The following is a 25,795-nucleotide window of genomic DNA, read 5'->3' on the forward strand; positions in this document are numbered from 1 at the left end:
TTCGCGCCCCATTTTCAAGCCCTTTAAATCGTCATCGCTCCGAAACCGCCGTCAACCCGCAGCAATGAGCCCGTTACAAAGCCCGACGCTTTCTCCGACGCGAGGTATACGGCCGCGCCCTGCAGCTCCTCCGCCTCGCCGAACCGGTTCATCGGCGTATGCCGCAGGATCGCATCGACCCGGTCGGGAGATAAAATTTTCCGGTTTTGCTCCGCCGGGAAAAAGCCGGGAATAATCGCATTGACGCGCACCCGCGAGGGAGCGAACTCTTTGGCCAAAAACTTCGTTACGTTGTTCACCGCCGCCTTCGACGCCGAATACGTAAACACGCGAGACAACGGCGGCTCGGACGAGACCGACGAAATATTGATGATGCTGCCGCCCTCGCCCCGCTCGACCATATATTTCCCAAAAACCTGGCAGGCCAACACAACACTTTTTAAATTGACGTCCATGATGGCGTCCCATTCGTCCATCTTCAGGTCGAAGAACGGCGTTGTGCTGTTTTTGCCGGGACAGTTCATCAGCACGTCGCAGCGCCCGGTCCAGGCGAGGACCTCGTCCAGCACCCGCTGCAAATCGCCCTCATTCGTCGCGTCGGCCGAGAAGCATTGCGCCCGGCCGCCGGCCGCTTCTACCGCCCGGGCCACCTCATGCGCTTTCTCCTGGTTTCGTCCCACGATCGCCACATCCGCACCGTGTCCGCCGAGACCGACGGCCATCGCGCCTCCCAGCGTGCTGTTTCCTCCGATGATGACGGCCGTTTTTCCCGTTAAATCAAACAAATTCGCCATGCTTACGCCCTCCTAAGATAACGTGTGCTGCTGTTGAAAGGCGGCAATCGCATCGAACTCATCTTTCAACTGATGGTACACACGACTATAAATGGTTGTCAACTGCCGGTACACTTCGAACGCTTTGAGATCCGTCTGCAGCGTATGGCGCACCTGCACCCAGTTATGAACGCTGGAGAAATCACGAATTTCCCCGACGGCCAACATGCCGAGCAGCGCTGCGCCCGCGCCGGAGCCCTCGATCGTATTCGGTACCGCTACCGGACTGCCGAGCACGTCGGACATCATTTGCAGCCAGAACGGCGAACGCGCGAAGCCACCGGAAGCGCGAATTTCGCGTGTGGGTCCGCTCAGCTCCTCCAGCGCGTCGACCACCGTATGGATGCGGTACATGACGCCCTCGAGCACGGAGCGGATCATATGCTTCTTCTGATGGTACAACGAAAGTCCGAAAAATACGCCCCGGGCGTTGGCGTTCCAGTAGGGAGCCCGTTCCCCCGCCAGCAAAGGCAGGAAGAGCAGTCCGTCCGAGCCGTGCGGCACTTCCGCCGCCAATGCCGTCAAATATTCGTAAGGGTCCATCCCCCGCCGGCGGCCTTCTTCGGCTTCCGCCGTCGCCAATTGATCGCGCACCCAGCGGAACATGATGCCTCCGTTGTTGATCGCGCCTCCGACAACCCAGAAGTCTTCCTTCAGCGCATAACAAAATAGCCTTCCCTTCGGGTCGGTCACCGGCTCACGGACGACGCCGCGCACAGCGCCGCTCGTACCGATCGTGACCGAATAGATGCCCGGCTCGAACGCGCCCGCGCCTAAATTCGCCAGCACGCCGTCCGATGCGCCGACGACGAACGGGGTATCCGCAGCAAGACCGAGCCGTGCGGCATCTTCAGCCCGCAAGCCTTGCATGACATGCGTCGTCGGCACCGGCCTGGACAGCTGCTCACGGCGTACGCCACAGAGGGCCGTCGCCTCCGAGTCCCAATCGAGGCTGCGCAAATTGAACAGCCCCGTGGCGCTTGCAAGCGAATGATCGATGACGCATTCCCCAAACAACCGGGCAAATACATATTCTTTAATGCCGATAAATTTATAAGCCGCGGCAAACAGCTCCGGGCGGTGATCGCGAAACCACAACAGCTTGAGCAGCGGGCTCATCGGATGAATCGGCGTTCCCGTCCGCATATATATCTCGTGACCGTTCAACTGCTCCTTCACCGGTTTCACGTATCCGGCGCTTCGGTTATCCGCCCATGTTATACAAGGCGTCAGCGGCCTCAAGGCTTCGTCGACGGCAATCAAGCTGTGCATGGCAGAGCTGAAGGACACGCACATCACTTGTCCCGGCAGCACGGAAGCCTGACGGACGACCGCCTGAATCCCGGTCAACACCGCTTGATAAATTTGCTCCGGATCCTGCTCCGCCATGTCCGGCTTCGGGGTATGCAGCGGATATTCGACCGCATGGGAAGCCAGAATGCGTCCTTCCCGGTCGAACAGCAGCGTCTTCGCACTAGTCGTGCCGATATCGGCTGCGATGATATATGGCTTTAGCACGTGCAACGCTCCTTTATCTCAAGTTCCCGTCCGCATTAAACTTCAGCTCATACGGTTCGGTCAATATTTCGATATCCGGATGCAGCTTCGCTTCCTCCAGCAAGTTGACCGATATTTCGATTTCCCCCACGTGCAGCGTATCTTGAATGCGCACCAAACGGCACTTCGTGTAATCGAGGATGTTGCAAGTTTTGACCGCCGCTTTAATCGCATACTCGTCGTTCTCGAGCGTAGTCGCAATTTTCGTTGGGGCGCAGACGGTCGACGTCAAGCCGTTGGCATAGGTGGCGACCAAATCGGCTTTGTCGACCAGACGCTGCGTCGTGAAGTCCGCCGTTCCGACGCCGTTCGCGTTACCTTTCGTCTCCGGCGTCAGATCGAGCACGACCATCTTCGAAACGTCAGGTCCGCCGTGCGCATAAGGGGTCGGATAACGGCCGGTGACATTCGGATCCATGCCGTCGCCGCTGATGTTCTTCCCAATATAGTCGATCACAAGAACGTCAATCTGATCGAACAATATTTTCGGCAGCCGCGCCTTGGCCGCTTCGAGCAGCACAACTTCCCGCTCCTCGATTTGCTCCGCCGGCAGCACCTCGACGATGCACGTCTCGTCATAGGCGTTCTCAACCAGCGCAATGCCGAATACGATCGGCAGCTTGTCGATCATAATCCGCGCCATCGCCGGCACGTTCTCGGCCATATATTTAAACCCGAGCTGGTGGCAGGCTTCAGCGCCTTTTTGCTTCCCGAGCCCGATCGAGATCATTTTCATAATGCCGCTTTCGATCCGGCCGCGGAAAGCCGTGTGCGGTTTCACCCGATTGATGACGACGATCGCGTCCGCTTCCGATGCATACTTGTCGACATAGACCGGAAGGCCGTTCGGCAGCCGGTCGATCTCGATCACTTCCATCGAAGAGAGGATCGGCGCGCCCATCGCTTCCTCCGTCACGCCGAGATGGTGCAGGACATCCACTTGCCCTTCCGCCGTTGCGCCGCCATGACTGCCCATGCATGGCACGATGAACGGATGCGCCCCTGCCGCTTGAATCGCTTCGACCGTTGCGCGTGTGAAGTCGGCAATATGTGCCACTCCCCGGCTGCCGACAGCGACCGCCACCCGTTGTCCCGGCCGGATCCGGTCCATCGCGCCGGGTTTGTTCAGCTCCGTGCGAAGGACCGCGACCGGATCTTCCAATCGGGTGGCGTCGAATTTTTGCCGGATGCGAACCATTTTCGGCAGGGGGATATCTTGCAGCAGTGTTTTCAGTATGCTCATTTACTTATTCTCCTCCATAGATGACTTTGTTTGAGTGTCAGGCTCATTCCGTGTTCAGCCGTTTGACGGAATCGCGAACGATGAGCTCCGTATGAAACAATGTTTTGCGCTCCGCGCTTTCTTTGGTCTCAAGCAGGGCCATAAGTCTTTCGGCGCCCGCGCGGCTCATCTCCTCGATCGGCCGTCGCACCGTCGTCAGCGCAGGGGTTGTGAAGGCCGAATAGCCCGTATCGTCGAAGCCCGCCACCGAAACGTCATCCGGCACGCGCAGCCCCCGTTCTACCGCCGCTTTCACCGCTCCGAGCGCCATATCGTCGCTGCTGCAAAAGACGGCCGTCGGACGTTCAGGCAGCGCAAGCAGCCGCACCATCGCTTTGTAGCCGCTCTCCAAGCCGTAATCCCCGCGAATGCAAAGCTCGTCCTGCAGCGGGATCCCGTAAGCGAGCAGCGCCTCGCGATAGCCCTCCTTACGGGCCTGGGCCGATTTGAAGCCCGCTTTCCCTTCCACGATGGCGATTCTCCGATGGCCGCAGCGCAGCATATACTCCGTCATCCGGTAAGCGCCGCTCTGATCGTCGGGAATCAAATTCACGACACCGCTCATTTCGACCTCCCGGTTCAGTACGATGAACGGGATGCCGTGATCGGAGGCGTATTCGATGAACGGCTGATCCGCTGCGCTTTGACTCATCAGCATAATGCCGTCAAAGCTTTTGCGATTGACGTGGTGGTAGCTCTTATAGTCGTCGATGCCGCGCACGATCAAATTATACCTGTCCTTGATGATCTCGTTAACCCCTTTAATCGCTTCGTATAGAAAGCCGGGCGAGGTCCCTTGACGCAAGGTCGTAAAGAACAGCCCCAGGTTATAAGATCGGTCCAGTACCAGGCTCTTCGCGCTGTAGTTCGGGGTATAATTCAAGCTTCCTGCGATCGATTTGATCTTCTCCTTCGTTTCCGGATTGATCAGCGGGCTGTCGTTGAGCGCCCGGGATACCGTCGTATGCGAAACACCGGCCATTCTAGCGATGTCCTTGATCGTCACGTTGCTCATGAAACCACCTCCTCTTTATCATATCATAGCCATGCACACGTTAACAATCGGATTTCTTATACGGGATGCAGCGAGGCAGCAGAACATCGGTTCTAACTTAAAAAGGCTTCCCGCGCGACAGATTCGATCCGTCTAACGGGAAGCCTATTGCAATTCAGTCTTACATTTCAAGCAATAACATTTCATGCCGCAGCTCCTTCAGCTTCTCTTTGCAAGTTAAAATTTTTCGCGTATCCCCTTCTTGAAGCGCCTCATGCAGCATCGCCAATTCGTAATCAAGCTCCAGCCGCAATACCGGGATCCGCTCGTCGGGCCGCCTGGAGCGGAATGCTTGCATCATTTCTTCCACGGTCACCACCGGCTCTTTTTGAAAAAGTACTTTGTGCTCCACCCCTGAAATTTCCACCATTCGGATGATTTCTCCGAACATAATGTTCTCAATTAAGATTTGCCGGTCTTTGAACCGTTTGACAACCGCATGGCCTCGGGTATCGCCGATCATTTTCTCCATAAGTTCCGCCAGTTTTTCGTCTTTGAACGAATAGTTGCCGACGATTTTATAGCGCTCTCCGATGCGTTGAAATTTCAGCTTTACCAGCTTGCGGCCGGTACGAATGGAAACGATGAACTGCTGATCGCTTTCATTCCAATAGAGCGAGTAACCCTCTTGAATGAGCGTTTTGATGAAGTTACGGATTAGCCGACGGTCAAATCGTAACTCAAGGTTGCAATATTCTACTTCATGACTTTTACTCACGGCAATCCCTCCTCTGGGTTTGAACGGTGTCAATAAAGTTCATCGATTTGCGCGAACCTTGCTGCGTCGGCTTCGATGAATGGAACAATCAGAAATGAAGAACAGCCGCATCGCTTTGAGTGAATTTTCTGACTATTCTGTTTCTTAGTTCTATCTTATTATGAATCATATGTTTTAGCAACTTGGATTATTGACTTTTTTTTTCGAAAAAACCACCTATTTTTTCGGCGGCCTGCCTGCATGACAGCGCTGCCAATCCATCGCGGGGGGCGTTTCGAGCGAACGCGCCAAGCCCGCGGAGCCATTCCCCGCGGGCTTATACAAGCCTTCTTGATCTTGTCCTTCGGCGCCGGAATCATGATGCACAAGAGCTGCGAGAACAGTCGTCGATTGCGATGTTGTTCATGGCGGCCGAACGGATTAAGGCTCCTCCGGATGCTCGCGTTTGTCGGCTTCGAGCAGCAAGTCGTATGTATTGGCAATGTTGACCGTGTAACTGTCCGGATTCAGGATATCTTGCGTCAATCTCAACTCGGCCAGTTTGTAGCGGGTTTGTGGGACCGGCACATTTTTCATTCGAACGGTTTCCAGGTACAGGAACTTGTAAGTATCCGTCTTGTCGATGTCTTTCTCGACCATAATCGGCTTTGTATAATACTCCACATCGCTGTACTTGATCAGGGTCATCCCTTTGATGTGGCTGCGAAGCAGCCCGAGCTTCTTCGGATGCAGCTCATCGGCGATCACATACGCTTCGTAGCCGGACGCATATACCTGCTTCGGCGCTTGGCGCCATCGCTTCTGCAATTCCTTCTCGTGAACGAACGTTTCATTCGTCAACCGATCCTTCGCTTTGGCCAAACCGCTCGTATCGATCCCCATCCGTTTGGCATCCTTCTCCCGGTAATACAAGCCGTAGTTGCTCGTTTTGGCGTTATACGTAAGCAGGACGGGGTAATCCGAGCCCAAATAGTTCATCATCGCCGAATAAGGGTTGGAGAGCTCCAGCGCTTCATACGTCGTGTCCTGCTCGTCCGGGCGCTGCTCGGGATTGATCCGGCTGTTGATGTAAATCGTCTTCGTATCGCCCTTCCAATAAATATTGGCTCCGAGCCGCTGTGCAAGCTCCTTCAAAGGCAAATAGCTGGTGTCGTTGTACACGAGCGCCGGACTTTCCAATTGAACGGCGGTACCGTTCAGTACGATTTGAAAGTCGGGCCGCAAGTACGCGTCCACCCGCTGCAGGACGTCCTCGGCATACACACCTGCCGTAAAGGCGCCGCTGAGCAAGCCCGCAGCCACCATAACGCGTTGGTAACGTTTCATGATATTCAAACCTTTCTTATATGAAATAGCCGTCCCCATTGATTCGACAAAACCGGACGATTTCCTGCCAAAAAAACGAGTTGACAAGATGACTAATTCCTATAAAATAGGTTTGATATCTGTCCTCTACAACTAGAATCTGAAAGGAGTGATTGTGTTGATCGAAATTCGCAACGTCAGCAAGACGTTTCAGCAGCGCGGTGCCGCTCCTTACACCGCGATTGACGACGTGTCTTTAACAATACAGAAGGGCGAGTTCGTCTCCCTGCTCGGGCCTTCCGGCTGCGGCAAATCGACGCTGCTTAACCTGGTAGCGGGGCTGGATCAAGCGGAGAAAGGGTCGATTGTCGTGAACGGCAAACCGTCTGACGGTCCGGGACCCGACCGGGTCGTTGTGTTTCAGGAGCACGCCCTTTTCCCTTGGCTGACCGTGCTGGAGAACGTCGCCTTCGGCTTGAAGCAGAAAGGCATCCGTAAAGCGGAACGGGAAGCGTTGGCGAAGGAGCATATCAAGGCGGTTCATCTGAGCAAATTTACAGACCGGTATCCTCACGAGCTCTCCGGAGGGATGAAGCAGCGGGCGGCGATCGCGCGGGCCCTCGCCATGGATTCAGACATTTTGCTGATGGACGAGCCGTTCGCGGCTTTGGACGAGCAAACCCGGCTCATCCTGCATAAAGATCTTGAAGAAATTTGGATGAAGACGCGTAAGACGATTTTGTTTATTACACATAATATCAGGGAAGCCGTTATCCTGTCCGACCGCGTGCTCGTCATGTCGACCCGTCCAGGTACGATTAAGAAGGAGTTCGCCGTGAAAGCGGCCCGCCCTCGGGATTACTCCGATTCCGTCTTACGCCACGTGGAAGCCAGCATCATGGAAGCGCTGGCCGATGAACTGGAAAAAGTGGTAAAGGAGGAGATGGGCGATGAATACAGCCTTAAGAAGAAGCATCTTTCTGATTCTGCTGCTGATAGCGTGGGAAGCGGGATTTAGAATTTTCGACTGGGGCTGGAAGTTCCCTTCCGTCACCCAGACGTTCCTTGCTTTCTATGACGGATTCGTTCACGGACAGCTGCTGGAAGCCACTTACCAGAGCTTGAAGAGACTTCTGCTGGCCTTCGTTCTGGCCATCGTCGTCGGAACGGCGCTTGGCTTTCTGTTCGCCCGCTATCGTCTCATTGACGATACCATCGGCTTTCTGGTTGTCGCCCTGCAGACCATTCCAAGTATTGCTTGGCTTCCGTTTGCCATCATCTGGTTTGGGATGGGTGATTTTGCCGTTATTTTCATCACCACGCTCGGCGCGACCTGGACGATGGCGATGGCAAGCCGGACCGGGATTAAGAACATCCCGTCTATTTACATTAAGGCAGCGCAAACGATGGGTACCGGGGATGGGCTGCGGATGTTTTATCAGGTCATGGTGCCCGCCGCTTTTCCGCATATGATGACCGGTGTGCGCGTCGCTTGGGCGTTTGCTTGGCGGGCGCTTGTTGCCGGCGAACTGATCGCCAAAGGAGTGGGCCTCGGGCAATTGCTGCAGGACGGCCGCAATCTGGCGGATACGGCGCTAATGCTCTGTATCGTCATTATCATCGCGGTGCTCGGTACGGTGTCCGACCATTTCTGCTTCAAGCGCCTGGAAGATAAATTGTTGGTGCGTTACGGTCTGATTAGCAGCAAAAAATAAGGATCCACTAGTGATCCGGCTACACAGCAAAGGAGAAAACAAGAGATGAAAAAAGGTTCTGTACTACTCGCAGTCTTGCTGTCCGGTGCGCTTGCCCTGTCGGCTTGCGGCGGCAAAACGGAAGCTCCGAACAATGCCGGCGGCGACGCTGCCGCAGCGAAGACGGTGCGTCTTGGCATCTTCAAGAACGTGACGCATGCACCGGGCTATGTAGCATTGGAGCAAGGATTGTTTCAAAAGCATTGGGGAGACAACGTCAAAATCGAGGTTCAGGCTTTCGATAACGGCTCCGATTTCTCCACCGCCCTGGCAACGGATCAAATCGACCTAGGCTTCGTAGGTCCCGGCCCGTCCACGAACCAATATATCAAGAGCAAAAACTTCCGCATCATCTCCGGCTCGAATAACGGAGGCGCGGTGCTCGTGGCAGGTAAAGATTCCGGCATTAACAGCGTGAAAGATTTGGCCGGCAAGACGGTTGCTATCCCGACCAAGGGAAGCACGAACGAAATTTCGCTGCGGCTCTTGCTTCAGGAGAACAACTTGAAAGTAACTACGGATAAAAGCGGCGTTCAGATCATCGCCCGTGCTCCGGCGGACACGCTCATCGCCATGCGCCAGAAGGAAATCGACGCCACGCTTATTCCGGAGCCATGGGGCACGCAGATGGAGCAGGAAGGCATCGGTAAAGTCATCGTGCCTTGGGACCAAATTCCGCCAAACAAAGGAAACTATCCGCTTGTCATTCTGGTAGCCGGGGATAAATTCCTGAAGGAAAACCGTGAATTGGCGAAGAAGGCGATCAAAGCGAACGCCGAAGCGATCGAATTTATCAAGCAAAACCCCGATAAATCGTATGAGCTTGTCAACAACCGGTTGAAGGAGCTCAGCGGCAAAGGGATGGACGTAGGCCTGATCAAGGCTGCGCTCTCTCATCTGAACCTGACGACCGACGTCAGTAAGGAAGCGATTGAAGAAATGGCGCGTGTCTCCATCGAGGCGGGCTACATCAAAGACATGAAGAAAGAAGAGCTTGATCTGAGCAAGTTCCTCGATCTCTCTTTGCTGGATGAAGTGAAGCAGGGCAAGTAAAGTGAAACGGAGCTGCGCGGCGCGCAGCTCCGTTTGTTTCGCCGGGAAATCAATAAGCTTTGGGCAGGCACCTCCATCTTGTGCGAAGCACCATCCCCGGCGAAATCGATGTGGTGTCGATTGCCGTCGAATTTCACTGTGTATTCGTGGTCATCTGTCACAGAGTGTGTTATATTGTTTGAAGAAAAAGGAAGTGTGGAGGCTAGCAGAATGACGGCATTCAAAGGATTTATAAAAGCGGATTTTGATACGTTTACGATCAACGGGTTGGAAGAACGGATGAAAGCCATTCAAACCCGGATCCAGCCCAAATTCCAAACGATCGGCGAAGATATTTTACAGTCTCTCTCCGTCCGCTCCGGACTGGAAATGTTCCTGCATATTGCAAAGCATGCCCGCAGAAAAGTGAATCCGCCCGTAGACACATGGATGGCTATAGCAAACAATAAACGCGGCTATAAGCAGCATCCTCATTTTCAAATCGGCTTGTTCGATGATCGGGTTTTCATCTGGCTTGCATTCATCTACGAGCTTCCAAATAAAAAGGAGATCGCAGAGAAGTTTCTGCAGCAGGCCCCCGAGATCAAACAACTTCTGCCGGCCGACGTTGTGATTTCGTTCGATCATATGAGGAAAGATGCGCTGAGTCTGTCAGCCATGGATGAAGAACAGTGGAAACAAGGCCTTGAGCGGTTTCGCGACGTGAAAAAGGCGGAGCTGCTGATCGGACGAAATATCATGAAAGACGACCCTGTTCTGCAAGACGGAGAAAAGTTCATTGAACTCGCTAACGAAACTTTCGATCATCTGCTGCCCTTATATCATTTATCTATGGGTATGAAAAATTAATTTTAAACTAAGCTTGCTTTAAAGTAAGGTTAATATGGTTTGCATACGTTATAGTTGGTGAAAACCGAAACCTACGTAAGGATGGTGCATTGTTATGAAGCAAACGTATGCCAAAAAAATGATTGTCTCCTCCCTAGCGCTTGCCTTGCTGCTGGGCGGCGGCACGCTTTACGGCACGAAGCAATTCGTTCGCGCAGAGACGCCGGATGCCGTCGTTCAGCCGCAGGACAGCGCGGACAAACCGGCAGGAGCCAAGGAATGGTCGGACAGAGGCGAAAAAGCACGCGGTAAGCACGGCAAGTCTATGCCGATCTTTGAGGAAGCTGCCGCCATTCTCGGCATGGATCAGGAGACGCTGAAGCAGTCGCTGAAGGACAAGACGCTGGTGCAGCTCGCCGCCGAGAAAAAGATCAGCGAAGCTGATCTGATCGCCAAGCTTCAAGCCGGGCGGACGAAACAAATCGACGAGGCCGCTGCCTCCGGCAAGCTGACGGCGGATAAAGCGGCGAAGCTGAAGCAGAATATGGAAGACCACCTGAAATTCATGGTGAACCAAAAGCTGAACGGCGAAGGAAAGAAGCGAATGCACGGACACGGAGGCAAGCATCAGATCATGATGCCCGCCAAGGAGAAGCTTGCCGGTATTCTAGGTATCTCGGAGGACGAATTGAAGGCGGAGCTCAAAGCCGGCAAATCGTTGGCAGAGATTGCTCAAGGCAAGGGAATCACCAAGGAACAGTTGATTAGCAAAATCAAAGATGAGATGACGCCGTGGATCGAGAAAATGGTTGACCGCAAGCATACAGCCGGCGACAAAAAAGCGGAATAATTATGGGCACAGGCGAAGGCTCCCCGGCCCTCGCCTGTTTCCATAGTCCCCTATTGTTTTGGAAGCATGCTAGTGATGAAGAAGATCGGATAAACAAAGGATTCCTGATGAGCGACATCATCTATATACGCGTAGGCTGACATCCTGCCGTGAACTGGTTGCTCCCTTCCTTTTCACTCCTGGATGGTTTCAATGCGCTGCAGAATCGAATACTCATCCGGGTAAATCATGATATATTCGGTCAAGCCGACCATGCGAAACAGCTTCTGATAATGCGGCGTGACCCCATAGGCGAACGTTTGACATCCGGTTTTCATGAGCGACCTCACAATGCGGATAAGAACCGCAATGCCCATACTGTTAATATAAGGAACCTGCGTGAAGTTCAGGATCAAAAACCTCTTATTTTGACCCAATCCCAGCTCCCACTCCCGTAAACCAAGCAAGCCTTCCTCGGATTGGTTTGAAAGATCGCCATATAAATCAATAATCACGGTTTTTACATGAGTCCGCATGTCTGCTCGAAATTGGCTGTCCATAGCAACCTCCTACCGATAAAAGATAACATCCACATACACTTTCCCGTCCCTCTCACCAAATTCAAACCGGTCCGAAAGTCTTCTTATTAGGAACAACCCCCAGCCCCTCGGGTGTTCCTCCTTCCATTTGTCCGAAAGCGGCTGCTCATAAGGAATAACCGGCTTTCGGGTTCCATGATCCAGGACTCGAAATTTGTATTTTTCGTTGTCCGCGATCATTTGGAGCGTCACAGGGAGGCTTGGATTCGAGAGATTCCCGTGCTCGATCGCGTTCAAGCATACCTCGGCAATAACAGTCATTATATCATCAATTCGGTGTTCTTCCGGATTGATTCGAGCAATAACGGAGGCAACCTCTTGCATTATCTTCTTTTCACAGCCATATTCGCCGGGCATGTTCCATTCCTTAAAAACCGAAGCAGCACTCATTGATCCTCCCTCCTACTGCTAACGCGTGATAAGATCCGTTTCTATTGTCCACCATTCCTATAACAAAAAACTTACACGCTTGTGTATCCGTTCCATCTTACCATAACAAGCGTACGGTCATCGCCCAACTCTTCCGCTTCCTCATGCTGCGGTCGCTTGATCAGCCTTAACAGCTGTTCCTCAAGCCCCCGGTAAGGCGACAGCTGCCGGAGCTCCTGCTCCCACCATTCGAATCCCAGCATGCCCCCCGATGCATGGCGGCTCTCGATGATGCCGTCTGTATACAAAATGAATATATCTCCCGGAGCTAGTGTATTGAGGATCCCCTGATAAACCGTATCCGGTGAAATGCCCAGCGGCAGTGATGAGCATTGCAATTCCATCACCTGTCCATTTCGAAAGATGTAAGGATCGAGATGTCCTGCACTGGCATATTCCAACCGTGCCGTTCCGGATGACAGGTCAATCAGTGCCAGCCCCAAAGTCGTGAACATCTTTCCTTGCGTCATATGAAAAACATGGCGATTGAGCCTGGTTATGATATCCCCGGCTGTTCCTCCTTTGGCAGCCTCTGTGCGAAGTCCTGTCATCATAGCGGACACAAGCAGCGCTGCCGGCAATCCTTTTCCCGTCACATCGCCGATCGCCACACAATAATATCGTTCTCCCAGTGGAATGACATCGTAAAAATCTCCGCCAACCTCCTGACATTGTTGGCAGGAGGCCGCAATGTCCACCCCTTCCATTACGGGAAAAGATGTCGGAAGCAGCCGTTGCTGAACCTTGTACGCCAGCTTCAGCTGACGATCAACCTCGTCGTATGTTCGTTCCACCCAATGTTGAAGAGCATTGAAGGCATCAGCCAGCCTTCCCGTTTCGTCGAGTGAGATGATGGTAAGCTTCTGATGCAAGGTTGTTTTCATTCCTCCGGACAGGGCGTGCAGACCGTCAATCAGCATCCGAAGTTCCTTACGAAGCTCCACCATATACAGCGATACAATTCCGATAGCGAAAGCAGCATATACCCCGGCTATCAACAAAAAGTCACTAACCTTAAAAAGTTCATCGGGGTTCGATCGAACAATGACGCGCGATGCGGCTGAAAATGTAATCACAAAGCAAACAACTGCTGACATAGCAATCAGGCTTACAGCGGAATAAGGTTTCTCACGGACAATCGAATGTATCTCCAAACGGACAGCATAAGAACGCAGAAGATGCCGGGTAATGCTGAACAACAGGATGGCCAGGATGAGAGAGAGGCTTAGCTCGGATAAAACGCTATTGAGCAAACGGGCAGCATTGTCAATCGAAGCTAAGGCTCTGCTGCCCATCATGATTTCTGACCCATGATACAAAACGATGAATACAATGGAAAGCAGCACCATTCCCCAAAATAATTCCAGCGGAAACCGCATAAGCCGGTCGAAAACGATGGATTTGGCAACATGCGGGGGCTGCACTCGGAAATATCGGAGGACCGGATACAAACGCCAATATGTAATCGCCAGCAGCAAAAGCGTGAACACAAGGTCGCTTAACAGAACGAAAGGAACGTTGAACTCCAGCAATTTCTGTATCGTTCTTCCATGGATAACGATATTGTTGATAAAAATAAAAATGGAGCCTCCGAACAACGCAGCGATATAAGCCGCCAGCAGCCGCAGCATAAGTCCTTTCGACCTGTCATGTGCCGCCATGCTTGTCCCTCCCGGCTCTGAATGCCATGACACAGCTTTGAACCTCCATGCTTTGGTTGGAAGAGACGAACCCTTGCCGAAGCACAGCCCGCTGCTCCCATACTGCGTATACATCCTCTCCTGACGGAACAGCCATGCCTGACGCATGCAGCATGACGATGCATTCCCTCTGCAACGGAAATTGCCGGTTATCGTATTGCCTATGATAACGGCTTCCCAGCGGCTCCGCATGCGGACCTCCTTCAAGGTATGGCTCCGACTGAACGACCCGCGCACACATGTTGCCGGCCAAAGCATATTCCAGCATCCCTCGTTCACTATCGATGATCCCGATGGCCATATGTATGTGAAGGCCGTCCGGCAAAATGTCGGCCAGCGAAGCATTCAACTCCGTTAACAGTTCTCCCGCTGAAGCTGCATCTTGAACTTTCGTACGGAGCATCATGAGAAGTGCTGACATAACCAGCGCTGAAGGCAGGCCTTTCCCTGTCACGCTGCCCGCCGCAATGGCTGCACGATGATCCGTTAACGGCAGCACATCATAGAAACCTCCCCCGACTTCCAACGGCCAGCTGCAAGCTCCGTCAAACCGCCATTCCTTGAATTCCTCGGGCCGATGGGCAAACAGCTGCTCCTGCACATGTAACGCCAGCTTCATGTCATTGTCGATGCGTGCATATTCCTTCTCGAACCGGGACTGCAGCGCGTTAAAGGCCATGGCCAGCTCCCCGGATTCATACGGGGAAGCGATCGGAATACGGCTGTGCAGCTGCCCGCGCTTCATTCCCGCCAACTCGCGCAGCTTAACAGTCATTCGCTCCAAATCGCGGAACAAATAATAAGCCGTATAATAAATGGCGGTAAAAGCGATCACGGTTACCGTCGCTCCAATGACCAACAGTACGGCGATTTTCGGAGCCTCCCCGACTAGCCTAGTGTCAATCGCATACCAGAACATGCGCAGCAATAAATAGACGATACTGCAGCTCAGGATGAGAATGATCATGCCGGCAGCGCTTCTGAACCGGAAGATCTCCTGCTGAAAGATGCGCATGTCTCGAAGATAAGGCCGCAAAATCCAGCGCGCTGTACAGTAGTGGATCATGGCAAACGCAAAATAGGCCGTAAAGTTAAACATAGTGCTCTTTCCATATTGCAGCGTAATTTCCGGTGGCCACGGCGGGAGGTCTAGTACTGAAAAAAGATAGATTTGCGAGACCAACATCCCGCTGAGCAGAAAGAACCGGAATAATTCCCCCGGGAAGCTTGTCAGCCGAAACCATCGCTGCAGCTCCATATCCGAAGGCTGATTAGGTTGACCTGCCTCACCCCGTAACTTCAGCCGATAATAGGTGAAAACAGAGAGCAAGACGATCAGGATCATGTTCCCGATGGAGAAGCTTTTTATCGTGAGAAGATGGTTAGCCGCTGTATTCCCGGTGATGAACTTGTTCGAAAACAGCATCATGCCGGCCGAGGCCCCCGTAAGGAGGATAACGTAAATCATACACAAGCGCAGCCTCACATCAGAGAAGATTGTCAACGCGTACTTCCCCCCAAGAGAAGATAAGTCTCTTCGGACGGTTCCGTCCCCAACTCGTCTCGACACCACTGGGCGAACCGCTCATAAACTTCTGCCGCTTCGCTTTGCCGGTGCGTGCGGATCAATAGACGCATGAACCGCTGACAAGCTTCTTCCTGATAAGGTTTAAGATCGATCCACTCCCGGCAGTACATTTCCTCGAGGACCGTTTCCTGCTGTTCCTCTGCCATCAGGCACAGCTTGCGGATGACAGCAACCTGCTTTTCCAGAACATACTCCCGCATGTTCTCGAGCCATGAAATATATGGAAGCTCGGGAAGCAGCTCGTCGTACAGGGCGTAAGCCTGCAGATAGAATTCATAGGCTAGGGGGCGGTCCTTCAGCCACAATTGGTCGGCCACCCGAAGCAGCGTCAAGTACCGTTCCACATCTACATACTCAAAGGCGTCTTCACGGAGAATGACCAAGCCTTCACGACTGTACACTCCCTCGTGAATAGACAACTGTTCGTGCAGCGTTTGCTTTAACTGATGGATAATCACATACAGCGATTTAGCGGCCTTCTCGGGATCTTCTCCAAGCTCAAGAATCTCTATAAGCTGCTCCTTCGCGCATGTGTATTTGGGCTGAAGCAACAGATAGACGCACAACTCCTGCGCCTTCCTTCGTTTCCATCGGATATTGCGCACCTCCTCGGCACCGCGCCCGACCGTCAGACCGCCGAAAAAGCGAATCCACCACCCGGCCTGTGGTTTTGGCTGCTCGATCCGGATCGTTTCCGGCTCCTGAACAAGATCCGGAGAAGAAGAGCAATTCGGCAGCCTCAAATGACGGGCGATCCGACCGGCCTCTTGCATAACCGCTTTTGCCTCCTCAGCGAGCTCAAGGCGTAACAGCCAATCATACTCGGCAAGCAGCAAAGCGTGCTGCAGCTGCATATCGGAGGGGTATTGTTTCTTTAGCTCGCTTAGTCTGTCTGCGAAGGCGGCAGCCTCCTCGGGGCAAACCTGTAACGCCGCCCTAAAGAAAGCCACTTGCACGCCGACCAAAATATAATACGGCCCCCTCCCCCGGAAAGGGGAATGGACCTGTCTCTTCAGCTGTGAGTATACATGCTCCCAGCGTTCAAGCTGCGCATTCTGAAGCGATATAATCCAGTCTGCACTGAGGCTGCCGTCTTCCGTCACGGCTGACCATCGCTTCAGCTTCCATTCCAGGTCCCTCCACTCCTTCGGATGAAGCTCGGCACCGCATTGAGTTATAAGTTCAGCCAATGTACAGGCAGCCTGGTCCATTTGAAGCTTCCGCTCGTACAACACAACCGCTTCGAGATACCACATCTTTGCCTGAGCATCGGCATCGATTAAGCGGCTGCCCGCCGCCAAAGCGCGGGGAAGACCGCCTTCCCGCTCCCCGGAAGGCGTCCTCTCATATTCCGTCTTAAGAAATAGGAGCAATGTTTCTGCCGATGCCAAGTCTCCCATCCGCAGCTGCACTTGCACCAATGCACACATCGCCGACAACAGACGGGCCGGGAGGGCCATCGCTCCGAACCCCTTCATCGCCTGTTCGAACCGCTGTCTCGCCTCGGAAAGCTGACCGTTGCCATAGCATATATTCCCAAGTGCTTGCAGAAGCAGCGGGGAAGCGTTCAGATAGGAGTCAGGAATTTGCCGAAGCAGCTCTTCCTGTACCTCCCTTTCCTCCAGCAAAGCGCATTCCATTCGCATCACCGCTTCCCGGAAGCGATTTCTTCGCAGCAGTCCATCCATGCTTTCATCCGGTATCAAGAGCCTTTTCGCCGCCTTTTTCTTAGCTGATTTCATCCACCGCTGAAATCTTATACTTTCTTATATCTTAACATAAAAAGCGCTGCGGCGTCCCTTGCCTTTCAGCGAAAATAATTCATATCACCTCAGCTTATTCCGTTGCTGTTGCCTTATCTATGACCGCTTTAATATGCCGCGCAAAGGCATCATTGTCTCTTGCTAACCATTCCTCAGGCAGAAATTCGATCGTTTCCGTAATGATGTCTTTTTCTGCAATCGTATGAAGCAGCCCGGCTTTCCTGTTGATTCCCAGAATCAAATGAAGCTTATCCGGCATCCACACGGGAGTTGCCATAATCTCATCCAATAATAAATGGTATTCATCCGATACCCCATAAATGATTCGTTGAATAAAAGGGTCCGGACTGACCTGTGTGTTTCCGTTTTCCGTCAAATACGATTCTACAAGCGGAAAGCCGAGGCGGTTCATCGCATCCAAGATACGCTGCATCAATGGATGGGGAAGCACAGTGATCCTGTCTTTATCCAAAGAATCGACCGCTTTCTCCATATTGAGCCGGGTTTCAAACCATATTTTTTCCCGGGATAACGTAATAGGCGTGTGCAGCGGAATGGCAATAGATAATGGATATTGTTTGACTTCAAACGATTGAATGTGAAAATCACATGGAAGCGTATACGCGTTCAGAAGTACTTTTGCAGTAGACGTCCGGTGTTCCCCTTCAGAGTCCGTGTAATAGGTCGTGTATTCAGTGAATAAGGCGATTTCGCAGCTTTGTAATTCCTGTTCTGTTTTTCCGCCTTGAATCCTGACCGTTCCCGTAATTTCTTCCCCGGCTGTCAATTGATGTGACGGAAGCCGAAAATCGACCTTCACGCTGCCGATACCTACCCGAGCCAGCATCTTTTTAAACAATGACACAGGCACACATCCTTTCGTTTTCCATCCTTGAAAATGATGCCTCATGATATCGCAAATAACTTACAAAATCATTGCAATATTCCGTTGGGCAAGTTTGTAAGTTTCCTGTAATCAAGGCTCGTTATAGTGAATGCTGAGTATGAATCAAATCTTGCGAGGAGTGAAGAAGATGAAAAAAGGGATTGCATCCATTCTGTTGCTGTTCATGCTGAGCATTTTTGTGCCCGGCGCACTTTTTTTCGGATCGGTCCAGGCGGCCGATACCATTACATGGGGTGATAAGCAAAGCGGCGTTTACGATAAGCTGCACCCCTATACGCTGAATTGGTCCGGTGACGTGCTTGATCGAGGGGGACTCAATTTACTTGAGTTGAAGTACACGACAAGCAGCTCCGATGCAGATATTGTCATCAATCAATACGGCGACATTGGGGCATTGGCGATTCGTAAGCTGGACTCTGAGGATCTGACGAAACCGACCGACCGTAATGTAACCGGCTTCACCAATTCGCTTGAAATAGAACAAGGAGCTGTTTATCTCGTCGTGCTGCATGACGGCAGCCATTCTAAAATCAAAATCGACCGCATTTTGCCGGATAACGGCTTTTCGATTACTAAAGTGACGTTCTCCTATGTGCTTGAGGTTCCGGAACAGGAGAACGACGGAAGCACAAACAGTCAAAATAACGGGACTTCCCCTCCGGTGTCCCTGGACTTGGGTTCTCCCGAAAAGGATATTCTCAATCCTTCAGCGGTTTACGAATTTGAGGAGAATGGAAGCATTACACTGCCTTGGAAGCAGTTAAACGGACATGTCTCTTGGGACATCTACCGTTCGGACAACGGCAAGCCTTATGTGAAAATGACCGACTTTAAGCTGACCGAGCCGCAATATATCGATAATTATACGTTTGCCGGACATACGTACCTATATAAAATCGCATCTTATGACAGAAATGATAATCTGATTTCCATCTCATCGGCACTCAAGGTGACCATCGTAAAAAAAGCCTCTCAAGCGCCCGTTAACGAGGGAAACCGGACGCCCGTTAACGAAGGAAACCGGATTTTGCTGCAAATTGATAATACAACGGCTTTGGTTAACTTAAAATCCCACACCTTGGAAACGGCGCCTTTCATCTACGACGGCAGAACTCTCGTCCCTCTCCGTTTTATCAGTGAGGCGCTCGGCGCTCAAGTGAAATGGAACGGCGAGCAGCGCAGCATTACATTGACTGTAGGGCAGGATACAATCGTGCTGGTTATCGGTCAATCTGCAGCGAGAGTGAACGGCAAGACCGTCATGATGGACGTCCCGGCCATGATCTATAACAACACCACCATGGTTCCTGTGCGATTCGTGAGCGAGCAGTTAAACCAAAAAATCACCTTTAACGATGAAACACGAACCATTCTCATCGTCAGTAAAGACGCAGCAGAAGCCAGCGATGACAATTCGCTGTCAACCTCAGACCCAGCTGATTACTTTATCGGCAAATGGAACATGTGGGTCCCGGCAGGCCGCGATGGAGCGAGCGGCGGAACCTTGACGATTGCTGCGGACGGCACCATCTCCTTCTATTGGAACGGACCGCAGACCGGCACATGGACGTTAGATCAAGCAACGGGCAAGCTGCTGCTCTCCGGTTACAAGAGCGGCTGGGATTGGACCGTAACGCGAACCGAAGACGGCATCACCGTCTCTACATTTGGTGTCCACGAAACAGGAACGCGTGCGAAATAAACGAAAGAGACATTCCTCAAGTCAGAATGGGCATCCATCCGGGTTGTGGAGAAAAACGGTCTGCGTTTTGAAGGTATGGCACAGCGGTGCTGCGTATGAAAGCGATCTGCGCCATCGCCATGGAGGAAGGGAAGAACAGACGGAAGAGGTGTAAGAAAAGCTTCTGATCGAAGCCTTTTCGATGAAGATACATTCGTGTTTTAGAGGAAGTTTTTCTTGAAATATCAGAATCGTGATCCTCCGGATCAAACTTATAAATTTTGATATTATAAAAAAGCTGCCGCAGCGGGAGTATCGCCTACGGCAGCTTTCTTATTTGGTCAGAGCGGCTGACTTGATGTTCTGGTGCCGATCCGATCCAATACTATAAAGCGGTACAACAAATAGAGCGCTCCGACCGACAACACCGCGCCGATCAGGAACGGCAGGCTGTGGCTGTAATCGTAAATGCCGGCTCCGAGCAGCGGTCCCGCGATGCGGCCCAGGCTGTCCATCGACGAGCTCAAGCCGGATGCGACCCCCTGCCCGACCTTGGTCTTCTGCGTGATCAGCGAGGTTACACAGGGCCGGATCAACGCATTCCCGGCCGCAAATACGCTTAAGTAAATCGAAGCGGTGAGCAGGCTGCTGGAAAACAAAATAAGCACGAAGCCCGCCGCCGACAATAACAAGCCGATGCCGATAACACGGGACTCCTGTCCCCGCTTGATAAGACGGCGTACAACTCCGCCCTGAATCAAGGCGCCGACGATGCCGCTTACGGCGAACATGATGCCGAGCTGCTGCGGAGTAGCTCCGATCTGATCCCGTTGGAACAGCAGCAGCGTCGCCTCGAGACCGGCCAGCGAGAAGGAGACGAAGAACGACAAGACGTACAAATATTTCAGCGAGCCGACGAAGGCCGTCCAGCGCGACTGTTTCGAATCCCGCGTCTGCTGGCGGGCTTCCGCGGACACCGATTCCTGCAGCATGAAATAAGCGAATACGAACATGAGCAGCGCCAGCAGCGCGGCAGCGAAGAACGGCACATGGTAACCGAAGCCGCTTAACAAGCCGCCGACCGCCGGGCCGAAAATAAACCCGAGTCCGATCGACATGCCGACCAGCCCCATCCCTTTCGTCCGGTTTTCTTCAGATGTAATGTCCGCAACGTAAGCGACCGCACAGGCCGTAACTGCCCCGGAGAACAAGCCGCCCAAAATACGCGAAATATACATAAGGACCAGATGGTCTCCGGCAATGCCGAAAATGAAGAAGCTTACGCTGAACCCCAATGTGCCGATCATAATGATCGGACGTCTGCCGATCCGGTCTGACCAAGCTCCCCAAAACGGCGACATGAGGAACGAAACGAGCGAGTACACGGAGAGCAGCATGCCCAGATGAAAGCTTTCGGCGCCCGATCCGGTTACAACCTCGGGGAGCACGGGAATAATGATGCCAAAGCCGATAAAAATCGTCATGATCAGCACCATGATTACGAGAAGCCTTTTGTCCATAGGTGTGACGTTTCCTTCCGATTTATAGTAAGTAATCTAACTGTACCATATCTTTTTTGACGATGGAAATATTGTACGCAAGGTTAACAAAATCGACAAACCTGCAAACTTCACAAAGGTTTTACAAAAACCGCTTGCATCCGTGTCGCATTTTGCTATACTCGATTTGTTTGCTTTTTTCAAGCAGGCCACCATAACTTATTCATGAAGGGTAGGGATGACCGTGGATCAGACGAAAACTCCCCTGTTCACTGCGTTGAAAGAACACGCTGCGCGCAATCCGGTGCAATTTCATATTCCAGGACATAAAAAAGGCGTGGGGATGGACCCTGAGTTCCGGGAGTTTATCGGCGATAACGCGCTCTCCATCGACCTGATCAATATCGCGCCGCTCGACGATTTGCATCAGCCGACCGGCGTTATCGAACAATCGCAGAGGCTCGCGGCCGAAGCGTTCGGCGCCGACCATACGTTCTTCTCCGTACAAGGGACAAGCGGGGCGATCATGACGATGATTCTTACCGTCTGCTCCCAGGGCGATAAAATTATCGTGCCGCGCAACGTGCACAAGTCGATCATGGCGGCCATTATTTTCGCAGGCGCCAAGCCGGTTTTCTTAAAGCCGGTGCGTGACGAAAATCTGGGCATCGATCACGGCGTGACGACCTCGTCGGTCAGACGGGCGCTCGAGCGCCATCCCGACGCCAAAGCGGTGCTCGTGATCAATCCGACTTATTACGGCGTCTGCGCGAACCTGAAAGAAATCGTGGACATCGTCCACGGCTACAACATTCCGGTGCTGGTGGACGAAGCACACGGCGTGCTCATCCACTTCAACGACAAGCTCCCGATGTCGGCCATGCAGGCCGGCGCCGATATGGCCGCTACGAGCGTGCACAAGCTCGGCGGTTCGATGACGCAAAGCTCCGTGCTGAACATTCGCGAAGGCCGCGTCAATGTCCGCCGCGCGAAGACCATCATCAGCATGCTGACGACTACGTCGACGTCCTACATCCTGCTCGCGTCGCTGGACAGCGCACGCCGCAATTTGGCGTTGAACGGCGAAGCGATGGCGGACCGCGCCATTGAGCTTGCGGAGTACGCGCGCAATCAAATCAACGAGATTCCGGGACTTTCCTGCTTCGGCCGGGAAATTTTGGGCAGTGAAGCAACCTTCGACTGCGATCCGACCAAAGTCAATATTCATGTCCGTCACCTGGGCATTACCGGCTACGACGCCGAAAACTGGCTGCGCGAGCAGTACAACATCGAAGTCGAGCTCAGCGACATGTACAATATCCTGTGCCTGGTGACGCCGGGCGATACCCAGGAGAACATCGACACGCTGCTTGCGGCGCTGCGCCGCTTGTCGGCCGAGAATTACAACATCCGGCAAGCTAACGAGCTGGTGATCAAAATTCCAAAGATTCCGCAGCTGACCCTTTCGCCCCGCGACGCCTTCTACGGCGATACGGAGCTTATTCCGTTCAAGGAGTCGGCCGATCGGATCATCGCCGAGTTCATTTACGTGTACCCGCCGGGTATCCCGATCTTGCTGCCGGGGGAAGTCATTTCGCAGGATTTGATCGACTATATCACCGAGCATATCGAGGTCGGTCTTCCCGTTAAAGGTCCCGAGGACCGCAGCATCGAATTCGTCAAAGTGATCGTGGAAACCCCTGCTATTTTCTAAAGACCAGGTCAAAAACGCTTGCCTTCGGTTGATCCGCGGCAAGCGTTTTTTTATGGTTACAGCCTTACGATCGAGCTTCCGCTTCGGCCTGCGCTTCGAGCCATTCGATCACATCGGCCACCGCATGCTCCTGGTGATGCTTCCCCTTCCGGTTCGCCGCTTCAATAAGCAGCGGGTGCGCGTTCTCAACCGCAACGCCGATCCCTGCCCTGCGGATCATTTCCAAGTCGTTCAAATGGTCGCCGATCGCCACGCATCGTTCCATCGCTATCCCTATTTTATCCGTTAACAGCTCCAATGCGTGGCCTTTAGTCGCCCCTCTGGCCAGCATCTCAAAATATCGGTCGTCGGATCGCACCCATTCGATCTGCGCAGCTTCGGTCAGCCGAACGATCGCCTCGCTCGTCTGATCGAGCCGCTCCGGCTCCCAAGCGAATAATACTTTCAGCCAATCCGGCGGCACCTTCGTCACATCGTCGATCGGCTGGTACGGAAACCGCTCGATTTGTCGATGCCGCGCCGTCCACTCATTCTCGCGCAGCACATACGGGTAAGGCTCCCCCTGCACATAAATTTCCGCGCCGATGCCGGGGAACGCCTCAACGACTTGCTGCAGCGCCGCTTTCCCCGCATCCGGCAGCTCGGACTGCCAAATCGCTTCCTCCCTGCTATAATCGTAGATAACCGCTCCGTTATATAAAATCGCGGGCGTGTTGACCGGGAGCTGCTTGACGAAATAACCCGCCGGTTCGACAATACGCCCCGTCGCTACCGTAAACAATCCGCCTTGGGCGACGAAACGCTCAATGGCGGCCAAGTTTTCTTTACTGATTTCCTTCTGCGCATTCAGCAGCGTTCCGTCCATATCCGTGACGAGCAAATAACCTTCAAACCTCTTCCTATCCACGGGAAATCCCTCTCTGTTCTTTGTTTACGCGGCGACTTTCGCTCACGTCACAAGTATTGTATTTGGTTTTTCTTAATGCTATGATGATCATGGTGCATGACAAAAGTCAAATCGTTCCAGTTCATTAAGTAGGCAGGTGCATGGGTCATGGCGCAAAGCGCATATATCAAATTCGTGGAAGGCTCGTCCATTTCCTCGTTAACTCTGGATGAGCTCAAGCAGCAGCTGGAGCATTACCGGGAGCAGCTTGCACTGACCGGCAAACAGCTCGGCTGGGAGTACGACGATGCCGGATTTCCGTATACGATCGAATCAAAACCGGAAGCCGAAGGCAAATGGTTTTTTTTGAAAGGGACCAACCCCCTCTACAAATATATCGTGATGGGCGTCGGAACCGAGAAAAACGGCGATGCCGAACGACACTTCGTACAGATGGTGCTGCCGGATGGCTGCACCCACGGTGACAAATCCAAGGGCAATGAATTCAGCAAATACTTGGGCAAGCTGTGGAAAGCCGAACTGCAATTGTTTAACGGACGTACGATGTACTTCAACCCTCGCAAATGATGGACCGAACGAAAAACCCTTCTTGCTGACAAGAAGGGTTTTTCGTTCAAGATTTATTATTCTTGCTCTTCAACGATCTCGTTGTAAATCGCAACAACGCGATCCCATTCCTCTTCGTCTTCGATACTGGCAAGGAACGCCTCGCCGTTCTCTTCTTCAATTCGGAATATAACACCGTCGGCTTCCATATCATTGCGATCGAGAAGTACCGCATAAGCCTGTTCTTTGGCTTCAAAGGTGTACACCATTACCATCTCATGTTCGACACCGTCTTGGTCCGTCACGATAAAAATCTCATCCTCGTGATCATGGTCGCAGGAAGCGTCATGAATGTGATCGCTCATGGGAAGACCTCATTTCTTCATTGTATTGATTGCTCCCACGTATCGTACCACGCATTCGGATCCCAAGTCAATGAACCAGGCATGTCCAAAACCGCCATATTTATTCGGATAGAATCGCTTTCTCGGAGACGACCACGTAGTCGCTGTCCGCATTCGGTTTGATCGAGAATCGAACGGTATACTGGCCGGCTTCAGTGAACGTCACGTTAAACGGCCACGTGTACCAAAAGCTGCTCTTCTGTCCGTCCACCACTTCTTCGCGCGCCTTCACCTGTTCGCCGCCCGGCGATACGATGGAAATGCGGAAGGAGTAAATGGACGTATCCAGGTTGTCAATTTGTGAAAAAACCGCAAAATCAAGGCGATCGCCTTTCTTAACACCGCCGAAAGGCTGCTTGATGGAATAATCGTCTTCCACCTTCTTGGCGACAAACATATGTACATTGGGCTTGTAAACCGAGACGGTACGGCTGCCGTTATCCCATTTCACAATCGATTGAAGCGTGTCAGACAAGATCCGGGCAGGAACGACGGCGCTTCCTTTCATTAAAAAAGAGGGTGTCTCGTCCGAACCAAACGACCTCTCCTTGTCATTTACCATCAATCTCACTTTCGAATACCCTTCAAAATCTCCCCACATGGAACTGGCGAAAGCTCCTGCCGTACCGAACAAAGAAAGCGAGAGCACCATCGTCAGTAATCGCGGTACCTTCATTGCAAGTAACCTCCATCGTTATTGTGCATTTGCTAAGTTATACTCTACAGACCGGCAAGAGTTGCGGAGATTGTGCCAAATTTATTAATAGTCAAGAACCGACAGCCAAACCGTTAAATTTAAGCAAAATGTGACGAAACTATCTTGAATCCGTATTGAAAAGCGTGAT

Annotated in this window: 24 protein-coding genes; 8 read left to right on the forward strand and 16 right to left on the reverse strand. The window is 52.6% G+C overall.

Annotation, left to right across the window (positions count from 1 at the left end):
* Positions 1 to 23: 23 nt before the first annotated feature.
* The 6 genes from FKP33_RS00490 to FKP33_RS00515 form a co-directional block, all read right to left on the reverse strand.
* Complete coding sequence (locus FKP33_RS00490; RefSeq protein ID WP_127607378.1) at positions 24 to 794, reverse strand: SDR family oxidoreductase; 771 nt, start codon at positions 792 to 794, stop codon at positions 24 to 26.
* Between the two features lie 12 nt (positions 795 to 806).
* Positions 807 to 2,351 carry a gluconokinase gene (locus tag FKP33_RS00495; protein WP_127607376.1) on the reverse strand — a complete coding sequence of 515 codons (1,545 nt, stop codon included), beginning with the start codon at positions 2,349 to 2,351 and terminating at the stop codon, positions 807 to 809.
* A 13-nt stretch (positions 2,352 to 2,364) separates the two neighbouring features.
* A complete protein-coding gene (locus FKP33_RS00500; RefSeq protein WP_127607374.1) occupies positions 2,365 to 3,633 on the reverse strand; it encodes a nickel pincer cofactor-dependent isomerase, group 22 in 1,269 nt (422 codons plus the stop codon).
* A gap of 43 nt (positions 3,634 to 3,676) precedes the next feature.
* Positions 3,677 to 4,687 (reverse strand): LacI family DNA-binding transcriptional regulator, encoded by a 1,011-nt coding sequence (locus FKP33_RS00505; RefSeq protein WP_054795600.1) that lies wholly within the window; start codon positions 4,685 to 4,687, stop codon positions 3,677 to 3,679.
* Positions 4,688 to 4,847: 160 nt separating this feature from the next.
* Positions 4,848 to 5,444, reverse strand: a complete 597-nt coding sequence (locus tag FKP33_RS00510; protein ID WP_054798746.1) for a hypothetical protein — start codon at positions 5,442 to 5,444, stop codon at positions 4,848 to 4,850.
* A 420-nt stretch (positions 5,445 to 5,864) separates the two neighbouring features.
* Positions 5,865 to 6,770, reverse strand: coding sequence for a stalk domain-containing protein (locus FKP33_RS00515; protein ID WP_127607372.1), 906 nt, complete (start codon positions 6,768 to 6,770; stop codon positions 5,865 to 5,867).
* A 157-nt stretch (positions 6,771 to 6,927) separates the two neighbouring features.
* On the opposite strand from FKP33_RS00515, the gene FKP33_RS00520 reads away from it, so the two are divergent.
* The 5 genes from FKP33_RS00520 (at position 6,928) to FKP33_RS00540 (ending at position 11,234) form a co-directional block, all read left to right on the forward strand.
* Positions 6,928 to 7,767 (forward strand): ABC transporter ATP-binding protein, encoded by an 840-nt coding sequence (locus FKP33_RS00520; protein ID WP_141333729.1) that lies wholly within the window; start codon positions 6,928 to 6,930, stop codon positions 7,765 to 7,767.
* On the forward strand, positions 7,700 to 8,464 hold the full coding sequence (locus FKP33_RS00525) for an ABC transporter permease (protein WP_236595859.1): 765 nt from the start codon (positions 7,700 to 7,702) through the stop codon (positions 8,462 to 8,464). The genes FKP33_RS00520 and FKP33_RS00525 overlap by 68 nt, the downstream gene beginning before the upstream one ends.
* A 45-nt stretch (positions 8,465 to 8,509) precedes the next feature.
* Entirely contained in the window at positions 8,510 to 9,556 is a 1,047-nt protein-coding gene (locus FKP33_RS00530) for an ABC transporter substrate-binding protein (protein WP_127607368.1), read from the forward strand.
* A 210-nt stretch (positions 9,557 to 9,766) separates the two neighbouring features.
* On the forward strand, positions 9,767 to 10,405 hold the full coding sequence (locus tag FKP33_RS00535) for a DUF1054 domain-containing protein (RefSeq protein ID WP_054795596.1): 639 nt from the start codon (positions 9,767 to 9,769) through the stop codon (positions 10,403 to 10,405).
* Positions 10,406 to 10,499: 94 nt separating this feature from the next.
* Positions 10,500 to 11,234 carry a hypothetical protein gene (locus FKP33_RS00540; RefSeq protein ID WP_141333730.1) on the forward strand — a complete coding sequence of 245 codons (735 nt, stop codon included), beginning with the start codon at positions 10,500 to 10,502 and terminating at the stop codon, positions 11,232 to 11,234.
* Positions 11,235 to 11,407: 173 nt separating this feature from the next.
* Here FKP33_RS00540 and FKP33_RS00545 read toward each other — a convergent pair whose 3' ends face one another.
* The 6 genes from FKP33_RS00545 to FKP33_RS00570 all read right to left on the reverse strand — a co-directional run bounded on the left by FKP33_RS00545 (position 11,408) and on the right by FKP33_RS00570 (position 18,157).
* Positions 11,408 to 11,773, reverse strand: coding sequence for an STAS domain-containing protein (locus tag FKP33_RS00545; RefSeq protein WP_054795595.1), 366 nt, complete (start codon positions 11,771 to 11,773; stop codon positions 11,408 to 11,410).
* Positions 11,774 to 11,782: 9 nt separating this feature from the next.
* Entirely contained in the window at positions 11,783 to 12,202 is a 420-nt protein-coding gene (locus FKP33_RS00550; protein WP_127607364.1) for an ATP-binding protein, read from the reverse strand.
* Between the two features lie 71 nt (positions 12,203 to 12,273).
* Positions 12,274 to 13,902: a PP2C family protein-serine/threonine phosphatase gene (locus tag FKP33_RS00555; protein WP_164751791.1), complete on the reverse strand. Its 1,629-nt coding sequence runs from the start codon at positions 13,900 to 13,902 to the stop codon at positions 12,274 to 12,276.
* Positions 13,889 to 15,370, reverse strand: a complete 1,482-nt coding sequence (locus tag FKP33_RS00560) for a SpoIIE family protein phosphatase (RefSeq protein WP_164751790.1) — start codon at positions 15,368 to 15,370, stop codon at positions 13,889 to 13,891. The genes FKP33_RS00555 and FKP33_RS00560 overlap by 14 nt, the downstream gene beginning before the upstream one ends.
* Before the next feature lie 71 nt (positions 15,371 to 15,441).
* Positions 15,442 to 17,235, reverse strand: coding sequence for an AfsR/SARP family transcriptional regulator (locus FKP33_RS00565; protein WP_054795588.1), 1,794 nt, complete (start codon positions 17,233 to 17,235; stop codon positions 15,442 to 15,444).
* 130 nt (positions 17,236 to 17,365) lie between these two features.
* Complete coding sequence (locus tag FKP33_RS00570; protein WP_164751789.1) at positions 17,366 to 18,157, reverse strand: sporulation protein; 792 nt, start codon at positions 18,155 to 18,157, stop codon at positions 17,366 to 17,368.
* Between the two features lie 169 nt (positions 18,158 to 18,326).
* Between FKP33_RS00570 and FKP33_RS00575 the strand changes: the two genes are divergently transcribed.
* On the forward strand, positions 18,327 to 19,901 hold the full coding sequence (locus FKP33_RS00575; protein WP_164751788.1) for a copper amine oxidase N-terminal domain-containing protein: 1,575 nt from the start codon (positions 18,327 to 18,329) through the stop codon (positions 19,899 to 19,901).
* A 320-nt stretch (positions 19,902 to 20,221) separates the two neighbouring features.
* On the opposite strand, the gene FKP33_RS00580 is transcribed toward FKP33_RS00575, so the two are convergent.
* Positions 20,222 to 21,400 (reverse strand): MFS transporter, encoded by a 1,179-nt coding sequence (locus tag FKP33_RS00580; RefSeq protein WP_054795582.1) that lies wholly within the window; start codon positions 21,398 to 21,400, stop codon positions 20,222 to 20,224.
* Between the two features lie 223 nt (positions 21,401 to 21,623).
* Here FKP33_RS00580 and FKP33_RS00585 point away from each other — a divergent pair, with 223 nt between their 5' ends.
* A complete protein-coding gene (locus FKP33_RS00585) occupies positions 21,624 to 23,093 on the forward strand; it encodes an aminotransferase class I/II-fold pyridoxal phosphate-dependent enzyme (RefSeq protein ID WP_459558714.1) in 1,470 nt (489 codons plus the stop codon).
* A gap of 64 nt (positions 23,094 to 23,157) precedes the next feature.
* Here FKP33_RS00585 and FKP33_RS00590 read toward each other — a convergent pair whose 3' ends face one another.
* Positions 23,158 to 24,000 (reverse strand): Cof-type HAD-IIB family hydrolase, encoded by an 843-nt coding sequence (locus FKP33_RS00590; protein WP_127607350.1) that lies wholly within the window; start codon positions 23,998 to 24,000, stop codon positions 23,158 to 23,160.
* 147 nt (positions 24,001 to 24,147) lie between these two features.
* Between FKP33_RS00590 and FKP33_RS00595 the strand changes: the two genes are divergently transcribed.
* Entirely contained in the window at positions 24,148 to 24,567 is a 420-nt protein-coding gene (locus FKP33_RS00595; protein ID WP_054798735.1) for a DUF1885 family protein, read from the forward strand.
* Between the two features lie 56 nt (positions 24,568 to 24,623).
* On the opposite strand, the gene FKP33_RS00600 is transcribed toward FKP33_RS00595, so the two are convergent.
* On the reverse strand, positions 24,624 to 24,911 hold the full coding sequence (locus tag FKP33_RS00600; protein ID WP_054795580.1) for a DUF1292 domain-containing protein: 288 nt from the start codon (positions 24,909 to 24,911) through the stop codon (positions 24,624 to 24,626).
* A gap of 100 nt (positions 24,912 to 25,011) precedes the next feature.
* Positions 25,012 to 25,626, reverse strand: coding sequence for a stalk domain-containing protein (locus tag FKP33_RS00605; protein WP_127607348.1), 615 nt, complete (start codon positions 25,624 to 25,626; stop codon positions 25,012 to 25,014).
* Between the last annotated feature and the right edge of the window lie 169 nt (positions 25,627 to 25,795).

This window comes from Paenibacillus sp. tmac-D7 (assembly GCF_006519665.1).
Lineage (GTDB): Bacteria > Bacillota > Bacilli > Paenibacillales > NBRC-103111 > Paenibacillus_G > Paenibacillus_G validus.